A 23,226-nucleotide genomic window follows, 5' to 3' on the forward strand; every position below is an offset into this window, starting at 1 on the left:
AAAACGGTGGCTTAGGCCACCGTTTTTTATCTGTTCTGTTTTAGTGTCGTCGTGGCAATAAATTGGAGAGCAGAAAAAAGAGGCTGGCGGTGACCACAATGGAAGGGCCGGTTGGGCTGTCCCACCAAAGGGACGCTTGAATGCCGATTAAAACCGACAGAGCGCCAATCACAATGGAGCCAAACGCCATCTGTTCGGGGCTGTTGGCCAGCCGTTGTGCCGCAGCAGAGGGAATAATCAATAGAGAAGTGATCAATAAAATACCCACCACTTTGAGCGCTACGGCCACCAATACCGCAATCAACATGACAAAGACGACGTGGCTGCGAAACAGTGAAACCCCTTCAACTTGAGCCAGTTCTTCGTGCAGGGTGACCGCCAGCAGTTGTTGCCACAGATAGGCCAGCACAAGCAGGCTTAGCAGGCTAACCCCAGCCATAATCCACAGCTCTTCGTTGGTGACCGATAAAATATCGCCAAACAGAAAGGCGTAGAGATCCAGTTGTTGGTTTTCAAGAAAGCCCAACCCCACTAGCCCCAACGAGAGACTGGTGTGGGAAAAAATACCTAAGAGGGTGTCGTTGGCCAGCGGTTGCCAGCGTTGCAAAAGGGCTAAAAACAGCCCTAGACCAACGGTGATCAACAGTACGCCAAAGGTGGGAGATAAGCCCATAAGAAAACCCAAAACGATGCCAAGCAGCGCCGAGTGCGAGATGGCTTCACCGAAATAGGCCATGCGTCGCCAGACGACAAAACAGCCCATGGGGCCTGCGACCACCGCGACCAACAGACCGGCAAGGATGGCGCGGTAGATAAAATCATCCATGTTTATTTGGCTCTGAATGAGGCAGGATATTGCCGTGCAGGTCGTGTTGGTGGTCGTGGTGGTGGTTGTAGAGTGCCATGCTGTTGTCCAGAGCGCCAAACAGGCGCAGGTATTCAGGGTGCTGACTGACCGATTCGGGGTGCCCCGTGCAGCAAATATGGTGGTTCAGACAGATAACAAAATCGCTGGCGGCCATCACCAGATGTAGATCGTGGGAGACCATAAAGACGCTGCAACCCTGTTCGTCACGTACTTGGGCGATGATGCGATACAGCTCTTGTTGGCCGTTGATATCAACGCCTTGCGCTGGTTCATCCAGTACCAGCAAGTTCGGTTCGCGCAGCAGAGCACGAGCAAGCAGCAGGCGCTGCATCTCGCCGCCGGAGACTTTTTGCAACGGTTTGTGCAAAATGGCTTGGATTTCAGTGAGTTCTAAAATAGTCTGCTGCTGCGATAAGTCAACTGGCATATTCAGGGTGAGAAATCGTGCCACGGTGAGAGGTAGGCTGGGGTTGATGTGCAGCTTTTGCGGCATGTAACCGATGCGTAGGTCGGGGCGCTGGTAAATCTGGCCTTGTTGCGGTTTGAGTAGGCCGAGCAAAAGGCGGATCAGTGTGCTTTTGCCAGAGCCATTGGGGCCGATGAGGGTGAGGATTTTTCCTTCGCGCAGTTCAAAACTGATGTTTTTCAGTACCTCTTGGCCTTGAAACTGATGGCTGAGCTGGTCGCATTTGAGAATTATTGAGTGCTTGTTTGTCATGCTGGGCTTTTGGGTTGATGCATTCGGGCTGATTTTACTGATCTTTTGAGGGGTGTGGTGAGGGAAATGCGCTTTATTTTAAAAAATAGGTGGATGCTGTTTCTATTGTGGGTGGTTTTGTCCGTAAGCCAAGAGGCTCGTTCTGAGGCGGCGATTCGGCTGGTGGTTTCCATTAAGCCTCTGCATTCTCTAGCCAGTGCGGTGATGCGGGGGGTGGCAGAGCCGCAGTTGTTGATTAAAGGTCGGGTTTCGCCGCATCATTTTTCACTGAAGCCGAGTCACATTCGTATGTTGCAACAAGCAGATATTCTGCTGTGGCTGGGCGCTACAGTGGAATCCTCGCTGGCCAAAGTGGTTGGGCAGTTGCCCGTTTCGGTGCAGAGTTTGAGCTTGTTACAGGAGCCGAGTCTGTTGCGGTTGCCGCTGCGAAACGGCGGTGTCTGGCATCACGATCATAATCATGGTGGCGTGGCGGAGTTGTTGGATGAGGGGGTGAAGATAGACTCTCATCTTTGGTTGGATCCTTTTAATGCGAAACGTATTGTGCAGCGTTTGGCGGTGCTGTTAAGTCAGCGTGATCCCCGTAATCAAGAGCGCTACAAGGCCAATGCGGAACGAGTTCTGAAACAGTTACAGGCCTTGCATTTGGAAATTAAGTTGCGCTTGGCGCCGATTCAGAATCGACCCTACTTGGTCTATCATGACGCTTATCAATATTTTGAGCGCCGTTACGCTTTGGCAGCAACGGGGGCGCTTGTGTTGGATTTGAGCCAGAGAGCGGGGGCAAAGCGGCTGCGCTTGTTGCGTAAAAAAATACAGTCTGATGCCATTCGTTGTGCTTTTTTTGAACCGCAGTACGATGCCCGTCTGTTGAATTCGGTGGTGGCTAATTTGCCGATTAAAGTTGACGTATTGGATCCCTTGGGGGCTGATTTGCCCGCTGGAGAGGCGCTCTATTTTGATTTGATGCGGCGTTTAACGGCGCAGTTGGTGAGTTGTTTATCAGATTAGACCTATACTTTGACTCTAGCAGGAGAGAAACGATGAAAATGTTACTGTTGCTGCTGTTTTGTCTGAATTCTGTTGGGGTTATGGCGGAAGCCAAATACGAGGAGACCCCTTATCCAGAGCCTAAAGTGGTGTTCGATTTTTTTCTCGATGATCCTAAAAAAATGGCCAGTGCGCTGTACTGGTTGCGCTCTTTGATGAACCCGCTAATGGACTCGCCATACGATTACGCGCCTGAGTTTATGGAGTTGAAGGTGGTGATTCACTGAACAGCAGACAAAAAAAGGGAAGATAAATTCCTCCCTTGGTTGAAGTCTATTGGAGCAATGCGTTTAACGGGTTGGTAGACGCAATTTCTGTCCGGGCTGGATTTTGTTAGGATCCGAAATGATGTCACGATTGGCATCAAATAGACGTTGATACGCTTGTGCATCGCCATAAAGACGAGCTGCAATACCCGATAGACTTTCACCTGGTTTGACCGTAATGGTGGCTTGAGAGGTGGTCTCTTCAACCAATACCGGCAGAGTGAAGGTGGGCGCAGTAAGAACATTGTCACTGCGCGTCGCCTGTTGCATTGAGGTCAACACTCGGTTCGGTATCATCACCACTATCAGCGACTGTCTCCCCTTCATCATCCACTTCGGAGCTTAGACTCTGTAGATAAGGATCGTTAGAGTCGTTGATGGTGGCACTGAAACCTTGAATCGCATTTTGAATCAGCTCGGTTTCGGTGGCCTCTTTGTCCAGCTCGGCTGCTAGGCTGTTGGTATTTTCTTTTGCCCCTGCTTCTTCATCAACCGCATTGGATATGGCTTGCTGAATGGAGAGAAAGGAGGAGTCTAGACTGACATCGCCACTGGACTCAGCGGGTGCGCTGACCATGGGAGCCGTGGTGATTTTGATTTCAGGTTTAAGTTCTGCTTTGGATTTTGGTGCTGGTTTACTGACCACAACAGCGGCTTTTGGGGCTTTTGTTGCTTCAGCATTGATTTCTACGGGTTCAGCTACTTCCGTTCCGGCTGCTTTTAAAATAGCGCGTTCAATCGAAGACAGTGCGTCTCCGTTGTCGGTGGCCGCCAACAGCGGCATTGAATGCAAACTTGTGAATATGATTGCCGAATAAACGGTGAGCGAAATTTTCATGTTGCTCCCTCCGCCGAGTAAAAAAAGGTCTGTCGAAGCGTAATTGACGCTTGACCAATGGGGTTTATAAATCACACTGTTTTTAAGTGAACGTCAGTATAACTCTTTTTCACTTTTAGGTATTAAAAGGCATGAAGTGTTCTGCATGCCTTTTAATGATTGTCATCTGTCGAAACTGGGTTATTTACCCGGTTTTACCACGGTGAGTCCCAGCAGTTGCCACGTCTGCATGCCGCCACGGAAGTAGTGCAGTTTTTCAGGTGGGTAACCGACGCGCATCAGACCTTTGATCGCACGGGGGGATTGACCACACCAAGGGCCGTTACAAAACAGCAGCAGTGATTTGGCATTGCGGAAATCCCAAAGATCCGCGCCTTGTTTCTTCGCTCCCAGTGCTTTCAGGACTTGACCTAAGTTGGGGTCGTCCGCTGGTGCGCTGGTGATGGTAAAGGGAATGTTAACGGAACCGGGGATGGTGCCCTTTTTATGCCATTGTGGGGTGCGTGCATCGATCAACATGCCGCTGCCGTCTTTGGATTTGGTGAGCAGAAAGTCAAGCACTTCCATTTCGCCAACCGTGCGTACCCCAGGGGCTGCTTTCATCGGTTGAACGCAGAAAGGAGGACATTTGCGTGAGGTTTTTGCAAAGCCGTTGGTGAGTTTGTGTTTCTGGTCTTGAATACGTTCGATACGGACTTTTTTACCAAAATAGGTAATGTCCACGTAAGGCAACTCTGGTGAAATGTTAACGGAACGAGCTTGGACACTCTGCATAGAAAAGAGTGCTGCTAAGCCAAGAATTGGTAAAGTTATGAGTTTAAATTTCATCGCCCTTGGAACCTCCTACCCTGGTTATTGTATGGGTGATCATTTCATTTTGTCTCTCTCCATCACGTTGTTGTGAGTGGAGATCTACAGCTGTTTAAGTCTCGATTTGGTGTCTCTTTTTATCGAGAGATTTCATCTTCGCATACCCATCTTCTTTTTTTCGGAGATCGGTAACAGGCTCTTTTCAGACCCCTTTTTGCTGTTGTTGTCACAACGGGTTAACTTTTTCACAGTGGCTGGATGAGGTCAATAGACGGACTCACCGTAGGTCTGAGTAACGGTTACCACTATCTGGCATTCTTGAGAATTTTGTAGGATTTATGCTTAAAAGCTTTTAAATGTGATTCAGAGCCTCGATTTTGCAATGTTTCTGTTGCTGCCACTTAGGATTGAGAATGCTTGTATAATGCCTTCTTTTCGACGGATGAAGTGAGTGCGTTATGAACTTGGATAAGTTAGACATTGGTGACAACGTTCCAGATGAAGTGAACGTTGTGATTGAAATCCCAGCACAAGGTGAGCCAGTTAAGTATGAGCTGGATAAAGAGAGCGGGGGGTTGGTTGTGGATCGTTTTTTCGGTACCGCCATGCATTACCCATGCAACTACGGTTTTGTGCCCCACACCTTGTCCGAAGACGGTGATCCGGTGGATGTGTTGGTGATCACTCGGGTGCCTTTGCTGAACAGCGCGATTATTGCCGTACGTCCGGTGGGCATGCTGCGTATGGAAGATGAATCCGGTGTGGATGCCAAAATCATCGCAGTACCCATTGATAAATTGACCCGCCAGTATAAAGATGTGCATGAACTGGAAGACTTGCCCGAAACCTTTTTGCATGAGATTTCTCATTTTTTCGAGCAGTACAAAGCTTTGGAGCCGGGTAAGTGGGCCAAGGTGGACGGTTGGGCTGATGCAGCAGCGGCTAAACAAGAGATTGTTGATTCAATAACTCGCTATGGAAATGATGCGACCTAGTTGTTGAGCACATGTTTTATCCCATTTTGAAATCAGGATTGTTTTGTCTCTCTTGGTGTTTTCAATAGAGTGGCGTTTATGGCTCGACGAGATCGAATACGTGACTTCAGTGGGGAAGCCCGAGTCATTCGTGAGCGTGCGATTTTGGCTGGGCTGTTGTGCGGTTTGATCATTGTGGTCTTGCTGGCACGGCTATTTCTGCTGCAAAAAGTCAATCACGAACATTATTTAACCCTCTCTACTAAAAATCGCGTCCGTCTGATGGCGATTGCCCCCACTCGGGGGCAAATTTTTGATCGTAATGGGGTGGTCTTGGCGCAAAACCTTCCCAGCTATCGTTTGGAGATTACCGCCGAAGAAGTTGCCTCAATGGAAGAGACTTTGCAGCAGTTGCAGCAGTACGTCTCTTTGAGTGAACGTGACATCAAACGCTTTAAAAAACTCAATCGACGTAAACGTGCTTCAGAGGGGGTGCCGGTACGTTTTAATATGAGCGATCAGGAAGTGGCTCGATTCTCAGTGCATCGCCACCTTTTTCCGGGGGTTGAGGTGGTGGTGCGTCTGAATCGAAGTTATCCACTGAAAGAGTTGGCCGTACACACGGTTGGTTATGTGGGACGAATTAATGAGCGTGAAGCTAAAAAATTGGATCGTGCTCGTTACAGTGGCACAACCCATACGGGCAAGACAGGCATTGAAAAATATTATGAAAATTTGCTGCATGGCCAAGTGGGCTTTCGTCAGGTAGAGGTCAATGTGCAGGGGAGAGTGGTGCAGGAACTGGATAAAAAAGCCCCCTTGCCAGGTAAAAACCTCTATTTGACCTTGGATTCAGGTTTGCAGGCGGCAGCAGAAAAAGCCTTAGCCGATTACAGCGGAGCGGCAGCGGTGGTGGATGTGCGCACCGGTGAGGTCTTGGCTTTGGTCAGTAAGCCGGTTTATGATCCGAATCTATTTGTAAATGGCATCAGCCAGAAAAATTACGATTTATTGCGTAACAATGATGAACGACCGCTCTTCAATCGCAGTGTGTCGGGTCAATACCCGCCTGGTTCAACGATCAAACCGATGATGGGTGTGATTGGTTTGGAAGAGGGTGTGGTTTCAGTCCATGATCGTGTGTTTTGTGCGGGGTTTTATCGATTGCCCAATGAAGCGCGCCGTTACCGAGACTGGAAGCGCAGCGGTCATGGTTTGGTTAATTTGGAGCAGTCCATTGCTCAATCTTGCGATGTTTATTTTTACGATTTGGCTTTGAAGCTGGGCATTGATCGGCTTTCACCTTTTATGCAGCGCTTTGGTTTTGGTCATCGTACTGGCATTGATGTTCCTGGTGAAGCGAGTGGCATTATGCCGTCACGTGCTTGGAAAAAGCGCAATCGCAAACAGTCGTGGTATCCAGGAGAGACGATCATTACCGGCATTGGCCAAGGCTATATGACGGTTACACCGTTGCAGTTGGCGGTGGCAACGTCGGTGATTGCCAGCAAGGGGCGACGAGTACAGCCACACTTATTGATGGGGTCACAAGATATTTTGGGCGGTGAAGTGAAGTTGAGCAGCAGTCAGTTGTTAACGCCGTTGAATGACATTAAAGCGCAAACGTGGCAGGCGGTGATTCACTCTATGGAGAGCGTCATGTATGCACCTCAAGGGACAGGGCGACGCTCGGCTCTTAATGCGTCCTATCGGATTGCTGGAAAAACCGGTACAGCACAGGTTTACAGCTTGGGGCAAGATGAAAAATACGATGCCAAAACCTTGGCTTATAAACTGCGGGATCACGCTCTGTTTGTTGCTTTTGCGCCGCTTGATCAGCCGAAAATTGCTTTGGCTGTGATCGCGGAGCACGGTGGCGGCGGTGGTTCGGTGGCGGCACCGATTGCGCGTAAAATTTTAGATTATTATCTTGATGAAGGGGCTGCCTCCTCACGGAAGGAGCAGTAGGTCGATGGCTTATTACGGTTACGATCGACGTCAGAATAACCCTCCTACATCTCTGTCGCGGATGATCTTGCAGTTTTTTCATCTGGATGGGTCTCTGTTGATCTTGATCAGCCTGCTCTGTGGTGTGGGTTTGCTGGTGTTGTACAGCGCCAGTGGTGAGAGTGTGCGAATTGTTAATCGACAGGCAATGCATTTGGGTGCGGCTTATGTGGGCATGTTGCTGTTGGCGCAGGTCTCACCACAAACCTTGCAACGCTGGTCGCCGTGGCTGTTTCTGCTTGGCCTGCTGGCTCTGTTGGCGGTGCTGTTTTTTGGTGAAATGGGCAAAGGCGCACAGCGTTGGATTAACCTTGGTTTTATCCGTTTTCAACCTGCGGAGGTGATGAAATTGGCAGTGCCGATGATGGTGGCTTGGTATTTGAGTGCCTTTGCCATGCCGCCCCGTTCGGTGCGTATTTTGATGGCGATGTTGTTGGTGCTGGTGCCTTGCGTGATGATCGGTATGCAGCCGGATTTGGGTACGGCGATTTTGGTTGGCAGTGCCGGTTTTTTTGTGCTCTTTTTTGCGGGTATGCGTTTGCGTTTGATCGTCGGTCTGTTGGTTGTGGCTGGAGCGATGGTGCCGGTGATGTGGTACTTTTTTATGCACGCCTACCAGCGGCAACGGGTGTTGACTTTTTTAAACCCTGAATCCGATCCTTTGGGGTCGGGCTATCACATCATTCAATCTAAAATTGCCATTGGCAGTGGGGGGTTGTATGGCAAGGGGTGGTTGAACGGCTCGCAGTCGCAGCTGGATTTTTTGCCAGAGAGTTCGACGGATTTTATTTTTGCGGTGTTTGGCGAGGAGTTTGGCTGGTTTGGGGTGGTGGTGCTGCTGCTGCTCTATTTGTTGGTGGTGGTGCGTGGCCTCATGATTGCTGCACAGACGCAAGATCGTTATGCGCGTATGTTGGCAGGCAGTTTGAGCATGACATTTTTTGTTTATTTAGTGGTGAATGTTGGTATGGTGACCGGCATGTTACCCGTGGTGGGAGTGCCGTTGCCGCTGGTGAGTTATGGGGGAACCTCTGCGGTGACCCTAATGGTGGGTTTCGGCATTCTTATGTCCATTCAATCAGATCGACGACTATTGGCAAGATAGGGATATGAAAAACAGTAAACTTTTGCAGGGTATTGTGGGTTCGGTGTTGTTGTTGGCCGCTTCGTTAACGCAAGCGTCTTACAGTGATCGTCAAGATGTGCGTCAATTTATTCAGAAGATGGTAAAAAAACATCAACTGGATAAGGCGATGTTGACCGAGTTATTTCGCGGCGCTGAGAAACAAAACGTCGTGTTAAAAGCGATGGCCAAACCGGCGGAAGGCGTTATGCAGTGGCACCGGTATCGGCGTATTTTTCTGACCGACAATCGCATCAATAAAGGCGTGGCCTTTTGGCGGGACAACCGCGCTTTGCTGGAACGAGCGGAAAAAAAATTCGGTGTACCCGCTAGGATCATTGTGGCCATTATTGGCGTTGAAACTTATTACGGTAAACGCTGGGGTACGCTGCCGGTGTTGGATACGTTGATCACTTTGGCCTTTGATTACCCCAAGCGGGCTAAATTTTTTACCAAAGAGTTGGAGCACTTTTTACTCTTGCAAGAGCAAGAGTCTATTGATGTGCTTAAGGTGACCGGTTCTTACGCTGGAGCGATGGGGATGCCGCAGTTTATCTCCAGCAGCTATCGTGCGTACGCGGTGGATTTTGATGGTGATGGCAAACGAGATCTCTGGAACAGTAAATCCGATGTGATTGGCAGTGTAGCCAACTACTTTAAGCGTCACGGCTGGAAAATGGGACAGCCCGTTACGGAACAGCTGTTTCCCGAAGGGGATGCTTATAAGTCGCTGTTGAGTAAAAAACTGAAACCAAAACGCTCTGCACGGCAGTTGAAAAAAGCCGGTTTTGCTGTTGATGCCAAAAAAGGTGAGCGCTTTAGCGTTACTGAATTTGTACAAAAAAAGGGCGCAGATGTGTGGTTGGGGCGGCATAATTTTTATGTCATTACCCGTTACAATCACAGTGCCATGTACGCGATGGCGGTCTATCAATTGAGTGAAGAGATCGCTAAAAAGCGTCAACAAGAGATGATTAAGTAGTGTGCTGTCTCTCGCAGTGATGCGTTTTCCTTTTGTTCTGTTGTTTGCGCTGCTGTTGAGTGCGTGCGGTGGGACAACGCTTAAACCCGATGAGGGCGATGGGCCGGGTCGAGTTTTAGACCCGTCTCAGATTCGTGACCCAATTCCTAAGATGGAGCCGCGCAGCCGGTACGGTAATCCCAAATCTTATGTGGTGTTTGGCAAACGTTATTACGTCATGCCGAGCAGCAAGGGGTATCAGGAGAAGGGCATTGCTTCTTGGTATGGCAGCAAATTTCACGGTCGCCGCACCTCCAGCGGCGAACCCTTTGATATGTATCTTGTGACGGCGGCACATCGCAGCTTGCCTCTGCCAACTTACGTTGAAATTACCCATCTGGACAACGGTCGTAAGATCATTGCCAAGGTTAATGATCGTGGCCCGTTTCACGCCAAGCGCATCATTGATCTCTCCTACGCCGCTGCGGCTAAGTTGGGCATTTTGGCTACCGGTACGGGGCGGGTTGAGGTGCGGGCTTTGGATCTCTCCTCTGAGGGCGAAAAACGAGAATTCGATAAAGTTGAATCAAATGAGTCAGTGGGGTTGTCGATTCAAGTGGGAGCTTACCGTGAAGAGGCTAATGCATGGGCGATGCAGCGTCGTTTGCAGCGTCTCTTCCGTCGTCAGGGTGTAACGCTTTATGCCGCCCGTGATCCTACTAAGCTTTATCGGGTGCGTATTGGGCCTTTGCAAAATCAGCAGCAGGCCGATCAAGTGGCGCAGAGCTTGGAACAAGAGGGTATATTTTCTTACTCATTATTGCGCGATGCGGACTAGATCTACCTTTTTATTTGGAAGCGCGTTACCATTCTTCCCTTTTTGATCTTTAGCAGAGTGATTATTACCCACATGTTTTCTATTTCTGAAGTTGCCTCTGAGCTGAAAAACGGTAGGCACTTGTTTGTTGCAACACTTCTTAGTTTGGTGCTGTTTTTTTTCACCTTAGTGGCGAATGCAGCACCAATGCCGATTCCGGCTCCGCCGTCGATTGCGGCCAAAAGTTACTTGTTGATTGATTTTGACAGTGGCCATACCTTGATGGATCGTGCGTCGAGTGCGCGCATTGAGCCTGCCAGCATTACTAAACTGATGACCGCTTACGTGGTTTACAATGAGTTGGAAAAAGGCACGTTTAACGACGCTGACTTGGTGACCATCAGTGAAAAAGCCTGGCGTATGAAAGGCTCCCGCATGTTCATTGAAGTGGGCAAACAGGTGTCGGTGAAAGATCTGCTGCGTGGTTTGACCATTCAATCAGGTAACGATGCCAGTGTGGCTCTGGCGGAGTTTGTGGCGGGCAGCGAAGACAGTTTTGTCAGTCACATGAATCTCTATGCGGATCGCTTGGGCATGTCTGATACGCATTTTATGAACAGCACCGGTTTGCCTCACGCAGAGCATTACACCAGCGCGAGAGATCTGGCCAAGCTGGCGCGCGCACTGATTAATAACTTTCCTGAACAGTATAAAATGTACGCGGAAAAGCAGTTTGTTTATAACAACATTCCGCAGTACAACCGCAATAAACTGCTCTGGAGTGACAGCAGCGTTGATGGTCTGAAAACCGGTCACACCGAATCCGCCGGTTATTGTCTGGCCAGTTCGGCGAAACGGGGTGAGATGCGTCTGATTTCGATTTTATTGGGCGCTAAGAGCAAAAAATCCCGTGCTCGTGAGAGTCAGAAGATGCTGGATTACGGTTTCCGCTTTTTCCGTACTTACAAGTTGTACAGCAAAGATCAGGTGTTGAATCGCGCACGGATCTGGAAGGGCGAAGTGAGTGAGTTGCCGTTGGGCGTTAGTGATGATTTTTACATCACCATTCCGCGTGATCAGTACGGCGATTTGAAAGCCAATATGGAGTTGCAAGAGCCGATTACCGCTCCGATAACACAAGGCACGGCCTTGGGTACAGTGCAGGTGCATCTGTTTGATAAATTGGTGAAAGAGCAGCCGTTGGTGGCGTTGAAAGAGGTGCCTGAGGGCAATTTCTTCCAGCGCAGTTGGGATACGGTGTTGGAGTCCATTGACTCGTTTTAACTAATCTCATCGGTATGCTTGCTTAGGGAAAGCGCAGCATTGGCTGCGCTTTTTCGTTGTTGAAGATTGATTTAACGTTGGAAAGAGGTGCAGTTATGCGTGGCGTGGCCTATTTGAACGGTGTGTTTTTGCCTTTATCTGAGGCGAAAATATCGGTTTTGGATCGTGGTTTTTTGTTTGGTGACGGTGTTTACGAAGTGATTCCCGCCTACGGCGGTGAGCTGTTCCGTCTGCCGCAGCACTTGGCGCGTCTGCAGCGCAGTTTGGATGGCATTCGTCTGGCCAATCCGCACAGCGAGGCTGAGTGGACACACATTTTGCAGCAGGTGGTGGATCACAGCAGCGAGCCAGAGCAGAACGTCTACTTGCAGTTGACGCGAGGGGTGCAGACACGGCGCGATCATGTGGTCTCAGAACCGATGCAGCCAACGGTTTTCTCCATGAGCAACCCGATTCTTCCTCTGTCGCCTGAGGTGATAAACAATGGCATCAAAGCGGTGACGATGGACGACATTCGTTGGGAGTATTGCCATCTGAAAACCATCGCTCTGTTGCCCAATGTGCTGCTTAAACAGCAGGCCTATGAAACCGGTGCCAGTGAAGCGTTGCTGGTGAAAACCGGCTGTGGTTACCGAAGGTTCGGCGAGTAACTTTTTTATTGTTGAGCAAGGGGTGATCATCACGCCACCGAAAAGTGCCAAACTGCTGCCAGGCGTGACCCGTGATCTGGTCTTGGAGCTGGCCGCTGAATACGGTCTGCCCCACCGAGAAGAGGAGGTGCCTTTGGCGCAGTTACAGAGTGCAGATGAGATTTGGCTCACCAGCTCGACCCGTGAGGTGGTGCCGGTAACGCAGTTAGACGGTCAGCCTGTGGGTTCCGGTCTGCCAGGGAAGGTTTGGAAGACCCTGCGGGACTGTTATCAAATATTTAAACGCCAACAGTGTCGTCTGCAGGAGGATAAATCATGAGCGAAGAGAGTTTAATTGAGTTTCCCTGTCAGTTTGCTATCAAGGTGATGGGCAAAAACTCCACTGAATTTGAAGCCTTGGTGATCTCCATTGTGCGCCAGCACGTTTCTGATCTGGGTGAGGGTGCGGTGAAAAATCGCCCCAGCAGCAAGGGTAAATTCACCTCGCTGACGGTGACGGTCAACGCCACCAGTCAGCAGCATTTGGATGACATTTACCGTGCCTTGACCGCCAGTAAGCAGGTGTTAATGGCGCTGTGATGGCTCAAGATGATTTGATTGTGCGTCAATTGGGATTGTGTGATTACGAACCGATCTGGCACGCGATGCAGAATTTTACCGATCAGCGTCAACCAGAGAGTCTCGATGAATTTTGGCTGCTGGAGCATGAGCCGATCTTTACCCAAGGCCAAGCGGGTAAGGCAGAGCATCTGCTCAACCCCGGTCATATTCCTGTTTTGCAGGTGGATCGCGGTGGGCAGGTGACTTACCACGGACCTGGTCAGTTGATGTTCTATCTGTTGTTGGATCTGCGCCGACGTAAGTTGGGCGTGCGCCAGTTGGTGACGTTGATGGAGCAGAGCGTGATTAAGCTGCTGGCGGAATACGATATTACGGCACTGGCCAGAGCAGATGCGCCGGGGGTTTATGTTGATGCGGCTAAAGTGGCCGCGCTCGGTTTGCGCGTGCGCCACGGGCGCTGTTATCACGGGTTGAGTTTGAACGTCGATCTGGATTTAAGCCCCTTTGCGGGCATCAATCCCTGTGGTTATCAGGGTCTGAAGGTGACGCGGCTGCACGATTTGGGTGTGGAAGATTCTTTGGCTGAGGTGCGAGCGCGTCTGAGCGAGCATTTGCTGATGGAACTGGGTTACAATAGCCCTCATTTTACCACTGAATTTCCTAACGATTATGTCTGATAAAACCTCCGTTACTGCCCCCTCTCGCCTTGATCCTGAACACCACCAACGGGGCGCGGCCAAGTTGTCGCGCATTCCAGTGAAGATCAAACGCACCGAAAAAATGGTGCGTAAACCGCGCTGGATTCGCGCCGCCCATCAAGGTGATCCCAAAGTACAGCAGTTGAAAAAGCTGCTGCGCGAGAAAAATTTGCACACCGTTTGTGAAGAGGCTAACTGCCCCAATTTGGGCGAGTGTTTCAGCCACGGTACGGCGACCTTTATGATTATGGGTGACATCTGCACCCGTCGCTGCCCCTTTTGTGATGTCTCTCACGGTCGGCCTAACCCGTTGGATAAAGATGAACCCAAGCAGTTGGGGCAGACCATTCAGCTGATGGGGCTCTCGTATGTGGTGATCACTTCGGTGGATCGGGACGATCTGCGTGACGGCGGTGCAGGGCATTTTGCCGAGTGCATTGCTGAGGTTAAAGCGGCTAATCCTAAAATTCAGATCGAGGTCTTGGTGCCTGATTTTCGTGGTCGTATGGAAGTGGCGCTGGAGGCTTTGGGTCAGAATTTGCCCCACGTCTTTAACCACAATTTGGAGACGGTGCCGCGCCTTTATAAAGCCGCTCGTCCTGGCTCGGATTATCAGTGGTCGTTGGATCTGCTGAAAAATTTCAAGGCGCGCTTTAAGGGCATCGCTACCAAGTCCGGTTTGATGTTGGGTTTGGGTGAAGAGCTGGCTGAGGTGGAGCAGGTGATGTTGGATCTGCGCGCCCACGGCTGTGAGATGTTGACCTTGGGGCAGTATTTGCAACCGAGCCGCGATCATCTGCCGGTGGCGCGTTTTGTCACTCCTGAGGAGTTTGATGAGTTGGCGTTGATCGGGAAAAAGATGGGCTTTCAGCATGTGGCCAGTGGGCCAATGGTGCGCTCGTCCTATCATGCCGATCAGCAGGCGATGTCAGCCGGTGCGGTGGAGTAGAGAATCAACATGAGAATATTAAAATATACGTTGCTGGCTCTGCCGGTGTTGGTTTGGCTTTTTTGGGTGTTGGCTCCCAGTGATCGCACTTATCGCATGACGGATCTGCCGTGGCAGCATGAGGTGTTGGCTAACGGTGATTTGAAGGTGTTTGGTTTGACTTTGGGTCAATCGATTTTGCAAGAGGCGCGGGTCAAAGTGGCCAAACCGGCCAGCGTTGGCCTGTTTCAAAACCCAGATAATGAGCTTGCTCTGGAAGCCTATTTTGAAAATGTGTTGTTGTCGGGTCTGCGGGTGGGTTTGATCTGTGAGGTTGAGGCGACTCAAGCGCAGTTAATAGAGTTTGCCAAGCGCAATGTGAGTCGTTCTCCTATGCCCAGTGGTTCATTGAAATACGAGCTGACCGAGGCGGATCTGAACACCATTGTGGATTGGAAAATTCGCAGCCTGAATTATTTGCCGACGATCAATTGGGAGCCTGAGCTGTTATTGCGTCGTTTTGGTTTGCCGGATGAGAAGATTACTTTAAAAGAGAACATCGCGTATTGGCTCTACCCCAAACAGGGATTGGCGATTACTGTAGACGATGAAGGCAAAGAGCTGATGCAGTACGTTAGACCAGCGGACTTTGGTCGGATTCGGGAAGAGATTGATAAGCAGGTGGTGGCTGAAGAGGTTGAAGAGGTTTTGTAGGTTGATTTTTTATTCGTTGCTTAAAACGGTTTTGTTGAACGTAAGCACAAATTTTTGCCGTACCCGTAGAGGCATCCCTTGTGTATGCCCAAAACAATAATCAATCGTAATTAGGGCAACCACAAGGGATTGCCCCTACAGTTGGATGGATTAAATGGTGGTTATGCTCGCCTAGGTTTTACTGCACGCTAATTTATATTGCCCAGAAGTCAGCCCGACCATGTGTGTATTGACATGCTCACTACCCTTGCGCTGCTGTCTTTCAACCCCTGTTTGGGTAACTCTTGATTGGCAATTTTTTTCTCAGTGGCTGCTTTGCGACGTTGATCAAAGACCGTTTTCACCTGTTGGCTGTAGTCGGTTAGCATCTTATCGACCGCATCTTGTTTCTCTTTTTGGCTGATCAATTGGCAGATGTAGTTTTTGTCTTTGGCAAAGAGATTGTAATGGTCGTGTTTCCCTCCAGAGGCTTTTTCCCAGACCTTTTTGTCCAGAATGGCATCGGCTTGTACAACAAGAACATCGTCATTTTGCAGTTGAATCAGATAGAGACCAGCGGCGTTGAAAAAAATCTCATGACCAACTGGATCAACTTGCTGCGGGTGGGGGTCTCTTGCACCGTGTTCGGCAACGGCGCTGGCCAGAGCGCTGAGGCCGAAGAGAAAAATCGACAGGGGGATATAAAAGATTTTTTTGAGTGTCATGGGCTTTCCTTTGCCTGTTGTACAATTCAGTTCCTGACTACGCTGAAGTGTAGCCATTAAGGTGGACTGTGGTGTCTTGATTAGATCAGTTGTGCTGCTTTAGCTCATACCTCAATTGCGGTAGTGGGGTGTTGTTCAGGGGTTTTTTGTCAGCACCAAATTGGTGCATTTTTTTGTCTAGGCACTAATTTATGCCCGATTTAAGATTATTCAGATGGGTCAATAGAGAAGTGTTTTATAAAAGTAATTAATAATCAATAGTTTATTTAATTAAAAAACATATATCTTTAAGTGGTATGTATTTTGCTTTTTAAGTAACAAATCAATCTTTAAAGCCCCTCAAGTGGGCATTTGTCGAGGTCAAAAAAATGAAACAACGTTTGGTACTGGTGGGTAACGGCATGGCAGGTATGCGTGCGGTTGAGGAGCTGCTGAAGCTGGAGCCAGAGAAATATGAAATCACCGTCTTTGGCTCGGAGCCATACGGTAATTACAATCGTATTATGCTCTCGCCTGTGCTGGCCAGTGAACAGACCATCGACGATATTATTTTGAATACGCCTGAATGGTACGCGGAAAACAACATCACTCTGCATACGGGCAAGCTGGTCACCGAAATTGACCGTGTTCAACAGCGGGTGGTGTGTGCCGATGGCACCACCGCCGATTACGACCGCGTGATTTTGGCCACGGGTTCCAACCCGTTTATGATTCCTCTGCCGGGCATTGATAAACAAGGTGTGTTGGGTTTTCGAGACATTGCTGATGTTGACACCATGCTGGCCGCTTCACAGCAGCATAAAAAAGCGGTGGTGATCGGCGGTGGTCTGCTCGGGCTGGAGGCCGCCAATGGCCTGATGAAACAGGGCATGGATGTGACCGTGGTGCATCTGCTCGACAGCTTGATGGAGCGTCAGTTGGATCCTCCGGCTTCGGCCATGTTAAAAGCCTCGCTCGAAGAGCGGGGTATGACCTTTATGATGGAAGCGCAGACGGCTTCGATCTTGGGTGATGAGCGGGTTACGGCGGTACAGTTTGCCGACGGTTCGAAGATCGATGCAGATCTGGTGGTGATGGCGGTGGGTATTCGCCCCAACATCGAATTGGCGCAAAATTCGGGTGTTTACTGCGAGCGCGGCGTGGTGGTGAACGACACCATGCAGAGTTATGACCCTAAAATTTACGCCGTCGGTGAGTGTGTTCAGCATCGTGGCAACTGCTACGGCTTGGTGGCTCCGTTGTTTGAGCAGGCGAAAGTTTGTGCTAACCATTTGGCTCAGTTGGGTTACAGCCTTTATGAGGGTTCCGTTACCTCGACCAAATTGAAAGTGACCGGCATTGATCTTTTCTCCGCCGGTGATTTTAATGAAGGCGAAGGCGATGAGGTTTTGTTGATGCAAGATCCCTCGCAAGGGGTCTACAAAAAATTGGTGATCCGCGACAACCGCATCAAGGGTGCGGTGTTGTACGGTGACACGATGGACGGTACGTGGTATTTCCAACTGCTGCGTGAAGGCACCGACATCAGTGATTTCCGCAGCACCATTATGTTTGGTCAGCACGATTTGGGTGATGCCGGACACGGTGATGAAGCGCGGGTGGCGATGTTATCCGACGGCGCTGAGATTTGCGGGTGCAACGGCGTTAGCAAGGGTGAGATTGTCTGTGCGATTCAGACCCAAGGCCTGTTTACCTTGGACGATGTGCGCGCCCACACCAAGGCATCAGCCTCCTGTGGTTCCTGTACCGGCTTGGTGGAGTCTTTATTGGCCAGCACCGTCGGTGAAGGTTACAGCGCTGCACCGAGTAAAAAGGCACTCTGTGGTTGCACCGAGCACAGCCACGATGATGTGATCTCGGCGGTCAAAACGCATGAACTGAAATCCATGCGAGCGGTGTTTGATTTCTTTGAATGGAAGACCCCAGACGGTTGTGCCGCCTGTCGTCCTGCACTGAATTATTATCTTTTGGCGCGTTGGCCTGAAGAGTATCAAGACGATGCTCAATCGCGGTTTATCAACGAACGGGCGCACGGCAACATTCAAAAAGACGGCACTTACTCGGTGATCCCGCGCATGTTTGGTGGTCTCTGTACCCCGAAAGACCTGCGTACGATTGCGGATGTCTGCGATAAATTTGATGTGCCGGAGATGAAAGTCACCGGTGGCCAGCGGATTGATATGTTGGGGATCAAAAAAGAAGATCTGCCGCTGGTGTGGAAAGACCTTTCCGCTGCCGGTTTTGTTTCAGGTCATGCGTATGGTAAAGCGATGCGAACGGTGAAAACCTGTGTGGGCAAAACGTGGTGTCGTTTTGGTACTCAAGACTCCACCGGCCTTGGGGTCAAGCTGGAAGAGCTGACGTGGGGGTCGTGGATGCCGCATAAGTTTAAGCTGGCGGTCTCCGGTTGCCCGCGTAACTGCGCTGAGGCGACGATTAAAGATTTTGGGGTGGTCTGTGTCGATTCCGGTTACGAGCTGCATGTCGGTGGCAACGGCGGGATTAAACTGCGCATGACCGATCTGCTCTGCAAGATTGATACGGAAGAGCAGGTGCTGGAATATTGTGGTGCTTTCACCCAGCTTTATCGTGAAGAGGCGCACTATTTAGAACGCACCGCACCGTGGGTGGAACGAGTGGGGCTGGAACATATTAAGCAATGTGTGGTGGAAGACGAAGCGGAGCGCAAACGTCTGCATGAGCGTTTTAAAGTGGGACAGAAACAGTCTCAGATTGACCCTTGGAAAGCGCGTGCTGAAGGTGCAGAAGAGAATGAATTCCGTTCCATTGAAGTTGTGGAGGTTTAGGTTATGAGCAATTGGATTAACGTAGTGGCATTGGATCAGATTCCCGTTTTGGGTGCTCGGGTGGTGAATAAAGGTGATTTGAAGATTGCCGTGTTTCGCGGTTCGGATGATCAGGTTTATGCGATTCGAGATGCTTGCCCGCACAAACAAGGGCCGTTGTCGCAGGGCATTATGCACGGCAATTCCGTCACCTGCCCGCTGCACAACTGGAAAATTGATCTCACCAGTGGCAAAGCACTGGGCGTGGACGAAGGCTGTGCCAATTTGTTTCCGGTGCGGGTTGAAGCGGGTCAGGTGCAGTTGCAATTGACCCCAGAACCACTGGCAGAGTAGGAGGTCGTATGCTGTTTGGACGGAGTAAAAAGAATCCGATTAAGATCGCCGATAAAGGCGTGGTGGAGTGGAAGTACGCCGCGTGCGGTTACTGTTCCACCGGCTGTTCCATCGAAGTGGGTCTTAATGCAGAAGGCAAACCGGTCTCCTCTCGTGGCGTGGCCGATGCCGACGTTAATCGGGGCAAACTGTGCCTGAAAGGCATTGTTGAACATGAGCTGTTTGATTCTGCCGGACGGGGTTTGATCCCAAAAATTCGTGATCAATGGCATCAGCCGTGGCAAGAGAGCAATTGGGATGCCGCTCTGGATAAGGTTCATGATGAAATTGTCCGCATTCAAGAGAAGTACGGTCGCGATTCTTTTGCGATTATCTCCACCGGTCAAATGCTAACGGAAGAGTTTTATACGCTGGGCAAATTAACCCGGGGTCTGATCGGCACCAACAACTACGACGGCAATACCACCTTGTGTATGGCTTCGGCGGTTTCCGGTTACAAACGTTCGTTTGGTTCCGATGGCCCGCCGGGCTGTTACGAAGATTTTGAGCACACCGATTGTCTGATCGCGTGGGGTTCCAATTTGCCTGAGCAGCATCCGATCATTTACTGGCGGATGAAAGAGGCACAGGAAGAACGTAAATTTCCGCTGATCGTGATTGACCCTCGGGTCACCATGTTGGCGCAAAACGCCGACATTCATCTGCCCGTCACTCCCGGTACGGATGTGGTGTTGCAGAACGCCTTTATGCACGTGATCCTTGATGAAGGGTTGGAAGATAAAGCCTACATCGAAGCCAATACCAACGGCATCGACGCGCTGCGAGAAGAGGTGGCCAAATACGATCCCACCACGGCAGCTAAGATCTGTGGCATTGACGAAGACAGCATTCGTTTGGTGGCGCGTCTGTTTGCCAATGCCGGAGCGGCGATGCAGTTCTGGACGATGGGGATCAACCAATCCACTCACGGCTCCGATGGGGTGGTGGGGATCAACAACTTGGCCTTGTTGACCGGCAACATCGGAAAACCCGGTGGCACCAGCCTCTCCATTACAGGCCAGTGCAATGCGATGGGAACCCGCGAATGGTCGTCTTGTTCTGGTCTGCCCAATTATCGGGCGTTGGAAAACCCACAAGACCGTGAAGAGATTGCTCAATTTTGGAACATTGACCCTGAGTTTTTCCCGAAAAAACGCGGCATGTTCCAGACCGATATTTATCAGGCCATCGAAACGGGGCAGATCAAAGGCATCTGGTTGATTGCCACCAACCCCATGTCCTCGTTGCCCAACACCTCGCGGATTCGCAAAGCGATGGAGAAGTTGGAGTTCTGCGCGGTGCAGGATTGTTATGAGGACACCGAGAGCGCCCAATACGCTCACGTTTATCTGCCAGCGGGTACATGGGCGGAGAAAGAGGGGGTAATGACCAACACCGAACGACGGATTAATTTGGTGACCCCAATCAGTAAGGCACCGGGTGAAGCGCAGCCTGATTTGTGGATTTTCAACCGCATGGCGGAGCGTTTTAACTCTGATGGCAAAGTGACCTTCCCTGAAAAAGCGCCAGACATCTTTTTGGAGATGGGCGGTTTATCCAAGGGGCGGTTGGCGGACATCTCCGGTTTGGATCACGAGCTGATCGAAAAACACCGTGGCATTCAGTGGCCTTACACCGAAGAGCAGCGGAAAAACGGTGAGGTACCGCCTAAAGGCGGCAAGCGTCTTTACACCGAGCCGACCACCTTCCGTTATCCCGATGGCAAAGCGAAACTAATCCCTCTGCCCTTTATTGATAACAACGAAGTGCCGGATGAGAAGTTTCCTATTTGGCTCAATACGGGGCGTTTGGTTGAGCATTGGCACGGTCGTACCAAGACCGGCAAGATTGGTGAAAACAACAAATACAGCCCGATCCCTTTTATCGAAATCAACTCCGATCTGGCGCATGAACTGGGTGTTTTGGAAGGGGAGTATCTGCGTTTGGTCTCGCGTCGTTCTGATGCCATCGTGATGGCCAAACCGACTCAGCGAGTGCCGAAAAACATGGTCTTTTTGCCTTTTCACTTCCATGACTGCGCTAATCGCCTGACCTTGGGTCTGTTAGACCCTCATTCGCGTCAACCGGCTTACAAACAGTCGGCGGTGCGGATTGAAAAATTGGATGATCAGCAGGCAGCAGCTAAATTAAGCATGGAAATGCGTACGTTTTAAGGGGTAAGTATGTTTCAACGACGAGAAAATGAACCAGCGTACGCGCTGCTTAACGATCCAACCAGCCAAGAGAAGAACCGTTACGGTCTGCCCATTGATACGACCGCTGAGGGAGACTCACTTTACGGTCAGAGCCTAAATATTAATGGCGATGAGAGCGTAAGTGATAACCCCAATCGCTACAAACAGCACGGCTTCTTCTTTAATGCCGATAACTGCATCGCCTGTCACGCTTGTGAATCGGCGTGCAGCGAGAAAAACGACAATCCCGCTCACATCTCTTTCCGTTCGGTGGGGTTTGTGGAGGGGGGAACCTATCCTGCTTACCAGCGGATGAACATTTCAATGGCCTGCAACCATTGTGATGATCCGGTCTGTTTGAAGGGCTGTCCAACGCGGGCGTACACCAAATTTGCCGAATACGGTGCGGTGTTGCAAGACCCCGACATCTGTTTCGGTTGTGGTTATTGTACTTGGGTTTGCCCGTACAACGCGCCGCAGCTTGATCCGGTTAAGGGCGAGGTGAGCAAATGCAACATGTGTGTGGATCGCCTCGAAGTAGGCTTGAAACCCGCGTGTGTCTCAGCTTGTTTGGGTAAGGCGCTGGACTTTGGCGTGATCGAAAACATCCCTGAAGGGCGTGAGCAGGCTAAGGTTTCCATTCCTGGTTTTCCTGATCCTGAGATTACTCATCCAAACATCCGTTTTGAGCAAAAAGCCACGCCACCGCGTGACATGACACGGGTGGACAGTACCGCGTTGAAATACCATCAAGACGATAAGCAGGGTATTTTTAAACCGGAGCTGGATCCGAAACACGGTTTCAAGCGTTCTTGGAATTTGAAGCGTCTGTTGGGTTCCCATGAAAATGCTCACATTGCTTTTACCCTCAGTGTGCAGGCGGTGATGGGCGCGTTTGTTTTGTTGGCGTTGGCGGGCTCGTTGGGCTTGGCTGCGATTGTGGATTTCAAAGAGAGTTCGGCCTTTTTACCGGCGTTGTTGGTTTTGGTGGCCTTGATGGGCGTTGGTTTGTTCAAGCTCACCCTGCATCTGGGCAAACCCCACTATTTTTATCGCGGTTTTTACAACCTCAAGCATTCGCCGGTCAGTCGTGAGATTGCCGGTGTGTCGGCCTTTTTTGCTGGTTTGGCGGGTTACACGTTGTTTAACTTTTTTGATTCACCACTGGCTCTGTTGGCACAAAAAGGCTCGGCTCTGTTGGCGCTGTTGGGTGTGGCGTTGGGAGGGTACTTTATGTACAAGCTCTACCGCATCAAAGCGCGTCCGTTTTGGGATCATTGGCAGACGGCAGCGACCTTTACCGGTACCGGTTTGGTTTTGGGGGCGTTGCTGTTGATGCTGGTGGCGCTGTTACGAGGCAGTTTAACCTCTGAGTTAGCAACGCTGCTCTCTTTGAGCGTTGCGCTGGGTTTGGCCTTGGAAGGGGTTGGTTTGTTTGCTCATGGTCGTGATTTGAAAGCGGCGCACAGTGAGGGGGCGGCTTCGTTCTATGAGCAAGTGACCACCTACGGTTATCCTTATTGGCTTAGAAATGGTTTGTTGGCCGCTTCCGTTGTGCTGGCGTTGTCGATGGCTTTTGGGGAGTTGAGTAATGTGTGGACGCTGTCTGCTTTGACCTTGATGACCGTGAGCAGTGCGATTATTGGCCGTGCTTTGTTTTATGTGCTGGTGATTCCGACCACCATGCCAGGTGCTTTTTTCTGGAAAAAACCAGGGGTTTGTGGAACACGCTCGTGACGTGGGTTTGGCGGATATGCCGCAAGTGGGTGTGGTTTATGAGCGTCATCACGCCTTCAAGCTGGCTGAGTTGTTACAGACCATTCGCACCACTTCGGTAAAAGAGAAATGGGCGCAATTGAAACGAGTGGTCACGGGTTAAAC

Annotated in this window: 21 protein-coding genes and 2 pseudogenes; 17 read left to right on the top strand and 6 right to left on the bottom strand. The window is 50.4% G+C overall.

Annotation, left to right across the window (positions count from 1 at the left end; translation table 11 throughout):
• Window positions 1-40 precede the first annotated feature (40 nt).
• A complete protein-coding gene (locus Q9O24_05990; GenBank protein ID MDQ7074699.1) occupies window positions 41-826 on the bottom strand; it encodes an iron chelate uptake ABC transporter family permease subunit in 786 nt (261 codons plus the stop codon).
• Window positions 819-1,586 carry a zinc ABC transporter ATP-binding protein ZnuC gene (gene znuC / locus Q9O24_05995; GenBank protein ID MDQ7074700.1) on the bottom strand — a complete coding sequence of 256 codons (768 nt, stop codon included), beginning with the start codon at window positions 1,584-1,586 and terminating at the stop codon, window positions 819-821. Before znuC ends, Q9O24_05990 begins: the two co-directional genes overlap by 8 nt.
• 66 nt (window positions 1,587-1,652) lie before the next feature.
• Here znuC and Q9O24_06000 point away from each other — a divergent pair, with 66 nt between their 5' ends.
• Both Q9O24_06000 and Q9O24_06005 read left to right on the top strand, forming a co-directional pair.
• Window positions 1,653-2,597: a zinc ABC transporter substrate-binding protein gene (locus Q9O24_06000; protein ID MDQ7074701.1), complete on the top strand. Its 945-nt coding sequence runs from the start codon at window positions 1,653-1,655 to the stop codon at window positions 2,595-2,597.
• Between the two features lie 32 nt (window positions 2,598-2,629).
• The gene (locus Q9O24_06005) at window positions 2,630-2,863 is read left to right on the top strand and encodes a hypothetical protein (protein MDQ7074702.1); all 234 of its coding nucleotides are present in this window, start codon (window positions 2,630-2,632) and stop codon (window positions 2,861-2,863) included.
• 63 nt (window positions 2,864-2,926) lie between these two features.
• On the opposite strand, the gene Q9O24_06010 is transcribed toward Q9O24_06005, so the two are convergent.
• The 3 genes from Q9O24_06010 to Q9O24_06020 form a co-directional block, all read right to left on the bottom strand.
• On the bottom strand, window positions 2,927-3,172 hold the full coding sequence (locus Q9O24_06010) for a LysM peptidoglycan-binding domain-containing protein (GenBank protein MDQ7074703.1): 246 nt from the start codon (window positions 3,170-3,172) through the stop codon (window positions 2,927-2,929).
• On the bottom strand, window positions 3,150-3,740 hold the full coding sequence (locus Q9O24_06015) for a hypothetical protein (GenBank protein ID MDQ7074704.1): 591 nt from the start codon (window positions 3,738-3,740) through the stop codon (window positions 3,150-3,152). Before Q9O24_06015 ends, Q9O24_06010 begins: the two co-directional genes overlap by 23 nt.
• 180 nt (window positions 3,741-3,920) lie before the next feature.
• Window positions 3,921-4,514, bottom strand: a complete 594-nt coding sequence (locus tag Q9O24_06020; protein ID MDQ7074705.1) for a rhodanese-like domain-containing protein — start codon at window positions 4,512-4,514, stop codon at window positions 3,921-3,923.
• 494 nt (window positions 4,515-5,008) lie between these two features.
• Here Q9O24_06020 and ppa point away from each other — a divergent pair, with 494 nt between their 5' ends.
• From ppa to Q9O24_06075, 11 genes and pseudogenes are all read left to right on the top strand, one after another.
• Window positions 5,009-5,545, top strand: coding sequence for an inorganic diphosphatase (gene ppa, locus Q9O24_06025; GenBank protein MDQ7074706.1), 537 nt, complete (start codon window positions 5,009-5,011; stop codon window positions 5,543-5,545).
• Window positions 5,546-5,623: 78 nt separating this feature from the next.
• On the top strand, window positions 5,624-7,492 hold the full coding sequence (gene mrdA / locus Q9O24_06030; GenBank protein MDQ7074707.1) for a penicillin-binding protein 2: 1,869 nt from the start codon (window positions 5,624-5,626) through the stop codon (window positions 7,490-7,492).
• 61 nt (window positions 7,493-7,553) lie between these two features.
• Entirely contained in the window at window positions 7,554-8,636 is a 1,083-nt protein-coding gene (gene rodA, locus Q9O24_06035; protein MDQ7074708.1) for a rod shape-determining protein RodA, read from the top strand.
• 4 nt (window positions 8,637-8,640) lie between these two features.
• Window positions 8,641-9,636 (top strand): lytic murein transglycosylase B, encoded by a 996-nt coding sequence (gene mltB / locus Q9O24_06040; protein MDQ7074709.1) that lies wholly within the window; start codon window positions 8,641-8,643, stop codon window positions 9,634-9,636.
• A 1-nt stretch (window position 9,637) separates the two neighbouring features.
• The gene (locus Q9O24_06045; protein ID MDQ7074710.1) at window positions 9,638-10,453 is read left to right on the top strand and encodes a septal ring lytic transglycosylase RlpA family protein; all 816 of its coding nucleotides are present in this window, start codon (window positions 9,638-9,640) and stop codon (window positions 10,451-10,453) included.
• Between the two features lie 120 nt (window positions 10,454-10,573).
• Window positions 10,574-11,716, top strand: a complete 1,143-nt coding sequence (locus tag Q9O24_06050; protein MDQ7074711.1) for a D-alanyl-D-alanine carboxypeptidase family protein — start codon at window positions 10,574-10,576, stop codon at window positions 11,714-11,716.
• A gap of 95 nt (window positions 11,717-11,811) precedes the next feature.
• Window positions 11,812-12,685, top strand: a pseudogene (locus Q9O24_06055) (D-amino acid aminotransferase).
• On the top strand, window positions 12,682-12,945 hold the full coding sequence (locus tag Q9O24_06060) for a DUF493 domain-containing protein (GenBank protein ID MDQ7074712.1): 264 nt from the start codon (window positions 12,682-12,684) through the stop codon (window positions 12,943-12,945). The pseudogene Q9O24_06055 and the gene Q9O24_06060 overlap by 4 nt, the downstream one beginning before the upstream one ends.
• Window positions 12,945-13,604 carry a lipoyl(octanoyl) transferase LipB gene (gene lipB / locus Q9O24_06065; GenBank protein MDQ7074713.1) on the top strand — a complete coding sequence of 220 codons (660 nt, stop codon included), beginning with the start codon at window positions 12,945-12,947 and terminating at the stop codon, window positions 13,602-13,604. The genes Q9O24_06060 and lipB overlap by 1 nt, the downstream gene beginning before the upstream one ends.
• The gene (lipA, locus tag Q9O24_06070) at window positions 13,597-14,574 is read left to right on the top strand and encodes a lipoyl synthase (protein MDQ7074714.1); all 978 of its coding nucleotides are present in this window, start codon (window positions 13,597-13,599) and stop codon (window positions 14,572-14,574) included. The genes lipB and lipA overlap by 8 nt, the downstream gene beginning before the upstream one ends.
• 9 nt (window positions 14,575-14,583) lie before the next feature.
• Window positions 14,584-15,267, top strand: a complete 684-nt coding sequence (locus Q9O24_06075; protein MDQ7074715.1) for a hypothetical protein — start codon at window positions 14,584-14,586, stop codon at window positions 15,265-15,267.
• A 209-nt stretch (window positions 15,268-15,476) separates the two neighbouring features.
• Here Q9O24_06075 and Q9O24_06080 read toward each other — a convergent pair whose 3' ends face one another.
• Complete coding sequence (locus tag Q9O24_06080) at window positions 15,477-15,971, bottom strand: hypothetical protein (protein MDQ7074716.1); 495 nt, start codon at window positions 15,969-15,971, stop codon at window positions 15,477-15,479.
• A 368-nt stretch (window positions 15,972-16,339) separates the two neighbouring features.
• Between Q9O24_06080 and nirB the strand changes: the two genes are divergently transcribed.
• From nirB to Q9O24_06100, 4 genes and pseudogenes are all read left to right on the top strand, one after another.
• Window positions 16,340-18,778 carry a nitrite reductase large subunit NirB gene (gene nirB, locus Q9O24_06085; protein ID MDQ7074717.1) on the top strand — a complete coding sequence of 813 codons (2,439 nt, stop codon included), beginning with the start codon at window positions 16,340-16,342 and terminating at the stop codon, window positions 18,776-18,778.
• Between the two features lie 3 nt (window positions 18,779-18,781).
• Window positions 18,782-19,111, top strand: a complete 330-nt coding sequence (gene nirD, locus Q9O24_06090) for a nitrite reductase small subunit NirD (protein ID MDQ7074718.1) — start codon at window positions 18,782-18,784, stop codon at window positions 19,109-19,111.
• An 8-nt stretch (window positions 19,112-19,119) separates the two neighbouring features.
• Window positions 19,120-21,324 (top strand): nitrate reductase, encoded by a 2,205-nt coding sequence (locus tag Q9O24_06095; protein MDQ7074719.1) that lies wholly within the window; start codon window positions 19,120-19,122, stop codon window positions 21,322-21,324.
• A 9-nt stretch (window positions 21,325-21,333) separates the two neighbouring features.
• A pseudogene (locus Q9O24_06100) lies at window positions 21,334-23,224 on the top strand (DmsC/YnfH family molybdoenzyme membrane anchor subunit).
• The last annotated feature ends 2 nt before the right edge of the window (window positions 23,225-23,226 follow it).

The organism is Gammaproteobacteria bacterium (assembly GCA_030949385.1).
GTDB lineage: Bacteria > Pseudomonadota > Gammaproteobacteria > JAUZRS01 > JAUZRS01 > JAUZRS01.

Coding starts and splice junctions, on each gene's coding strand:
- ppa (MDQ7074706.1), top strand. CDS start 5,009: ATGAACTTGGATAAGTTAGACATTGGTGACAACGTTCCAGATGAAGTG.
- Q9O24_05990 (MDQ7074699.1), bottom strand. CDS start 826: ATGGATGATTTTATCTACCGCGCCATCCTTGCCGGTCTGTTGGTCGCG.
- mrdA (MDQ7074707.1), top strand. CDS start 5,624: ATGGCTCGACGAGATCGAATACGTGACTTCAGTGGGGAAGCCCGAGTC.
- rodA (MDQ7074708.1), top strand. CDS start 7,554: ATGATCTTGCAGTTTTTTCATCTGGATGGGTCTCTGTTGATCTTGATC.
- Q9O24_06075 (MDQ7074715.1), top strand. CDS start 14,584: ATGAGAATATTAAAATATACGTTGCTGGCTCTGCCGGTGTTGGTTTGG.
- Q9O24_06000 (MDQ7074701.1), top strand. CDS start 1,653: ATGCGCTTTATTTTAAAAAATAGGTGGATGCTGTTTCTATTGTGGGTG.
- Q9O24_06010 (MDQ7074703.1), bottom strand. CDS start 3,172: ATGCAACAGGCGACGCGCAGTGACAATGTTCTTACTGCGCCCACCTTC.
- znuC (MDQ7074700.1), bottom strand. CDS start 1,586: ATGACAAACAAGCACTCAATAATTCTCAAATGCGACCAGCTCAGCCAT.
- Q9O24_06080 (MDQ7074716.1), bottom strand. CDS start 15,971: ATGACACTCAAAAAAATCTTTTATATCCCCCTGTCGATTTTTCTCTTC.
- Q9O24_06005 (MDQ7074702.1), top strand. CDS start 2,630: ATGAAAATGTTACTGTTGCTGCTGTTTTGTCTGAATTCTGTTGGGGTT.
- Q9O24_06020 (MDQ7074705.1), bottom strand. CDS start 4,514: ATGCAGAGTGTCCAAGCTCGTTCCGTTAACATTTCACCAGAGTTGCCT.
- mltB (MDQ7074709.1), top strand. CDS start 8,641: ATGAAAAACAGTAAACTTTTGCAGGGTATTGTGGGTTCGGTGTTGTTG.
- lipA (MDQ7074714.1), top strand. CDS start 13,597: ATGTCTGATAAAACCTCCGTTACTGCCCCCTCTCGCCTTGATCCTGAA.
- Q9O24_06015 (MDQ7074704.1), bottom strand. CDS start 3,740: ATGAAAATTTCGCTCACCGTTTATTCGGCAATCATATTCACAAGTTTG.
- lipB (MDQ7074713.1), top strand. CDS start 12,945: ATGGCTCAAGATGATTTGATTGTGCGTCAATTGGGATTGTGTGATTAC.
- nirD (MDQ7074718.1), top strand. CDS start 18,782: ATGAGCAATTGGATTAACGTAGTGGCATTGGATCAGATTCCCGTTTTG.
- Q9O24_06060 (MDQ7074712.1), top strand. CDS start 12,682: ATGAGCGAAGAGAGTTTAATTGAGTTTCCCTGTCAGTTTGCTATCAAG.
- nirB (MDQ7074717.1), top strand. CDS start 16,340: ATGAAACAACGTTTGGTACTGGTGGGTAACGGCATGGCAGGTATGCGT.
- Q9O24_06095 (MDQ7074719.1), top strand. CDS start 19,120: ATGCTGTTTGGACGGAGTAAAAAGAATCCGATTAAGATCGCCGATAAA.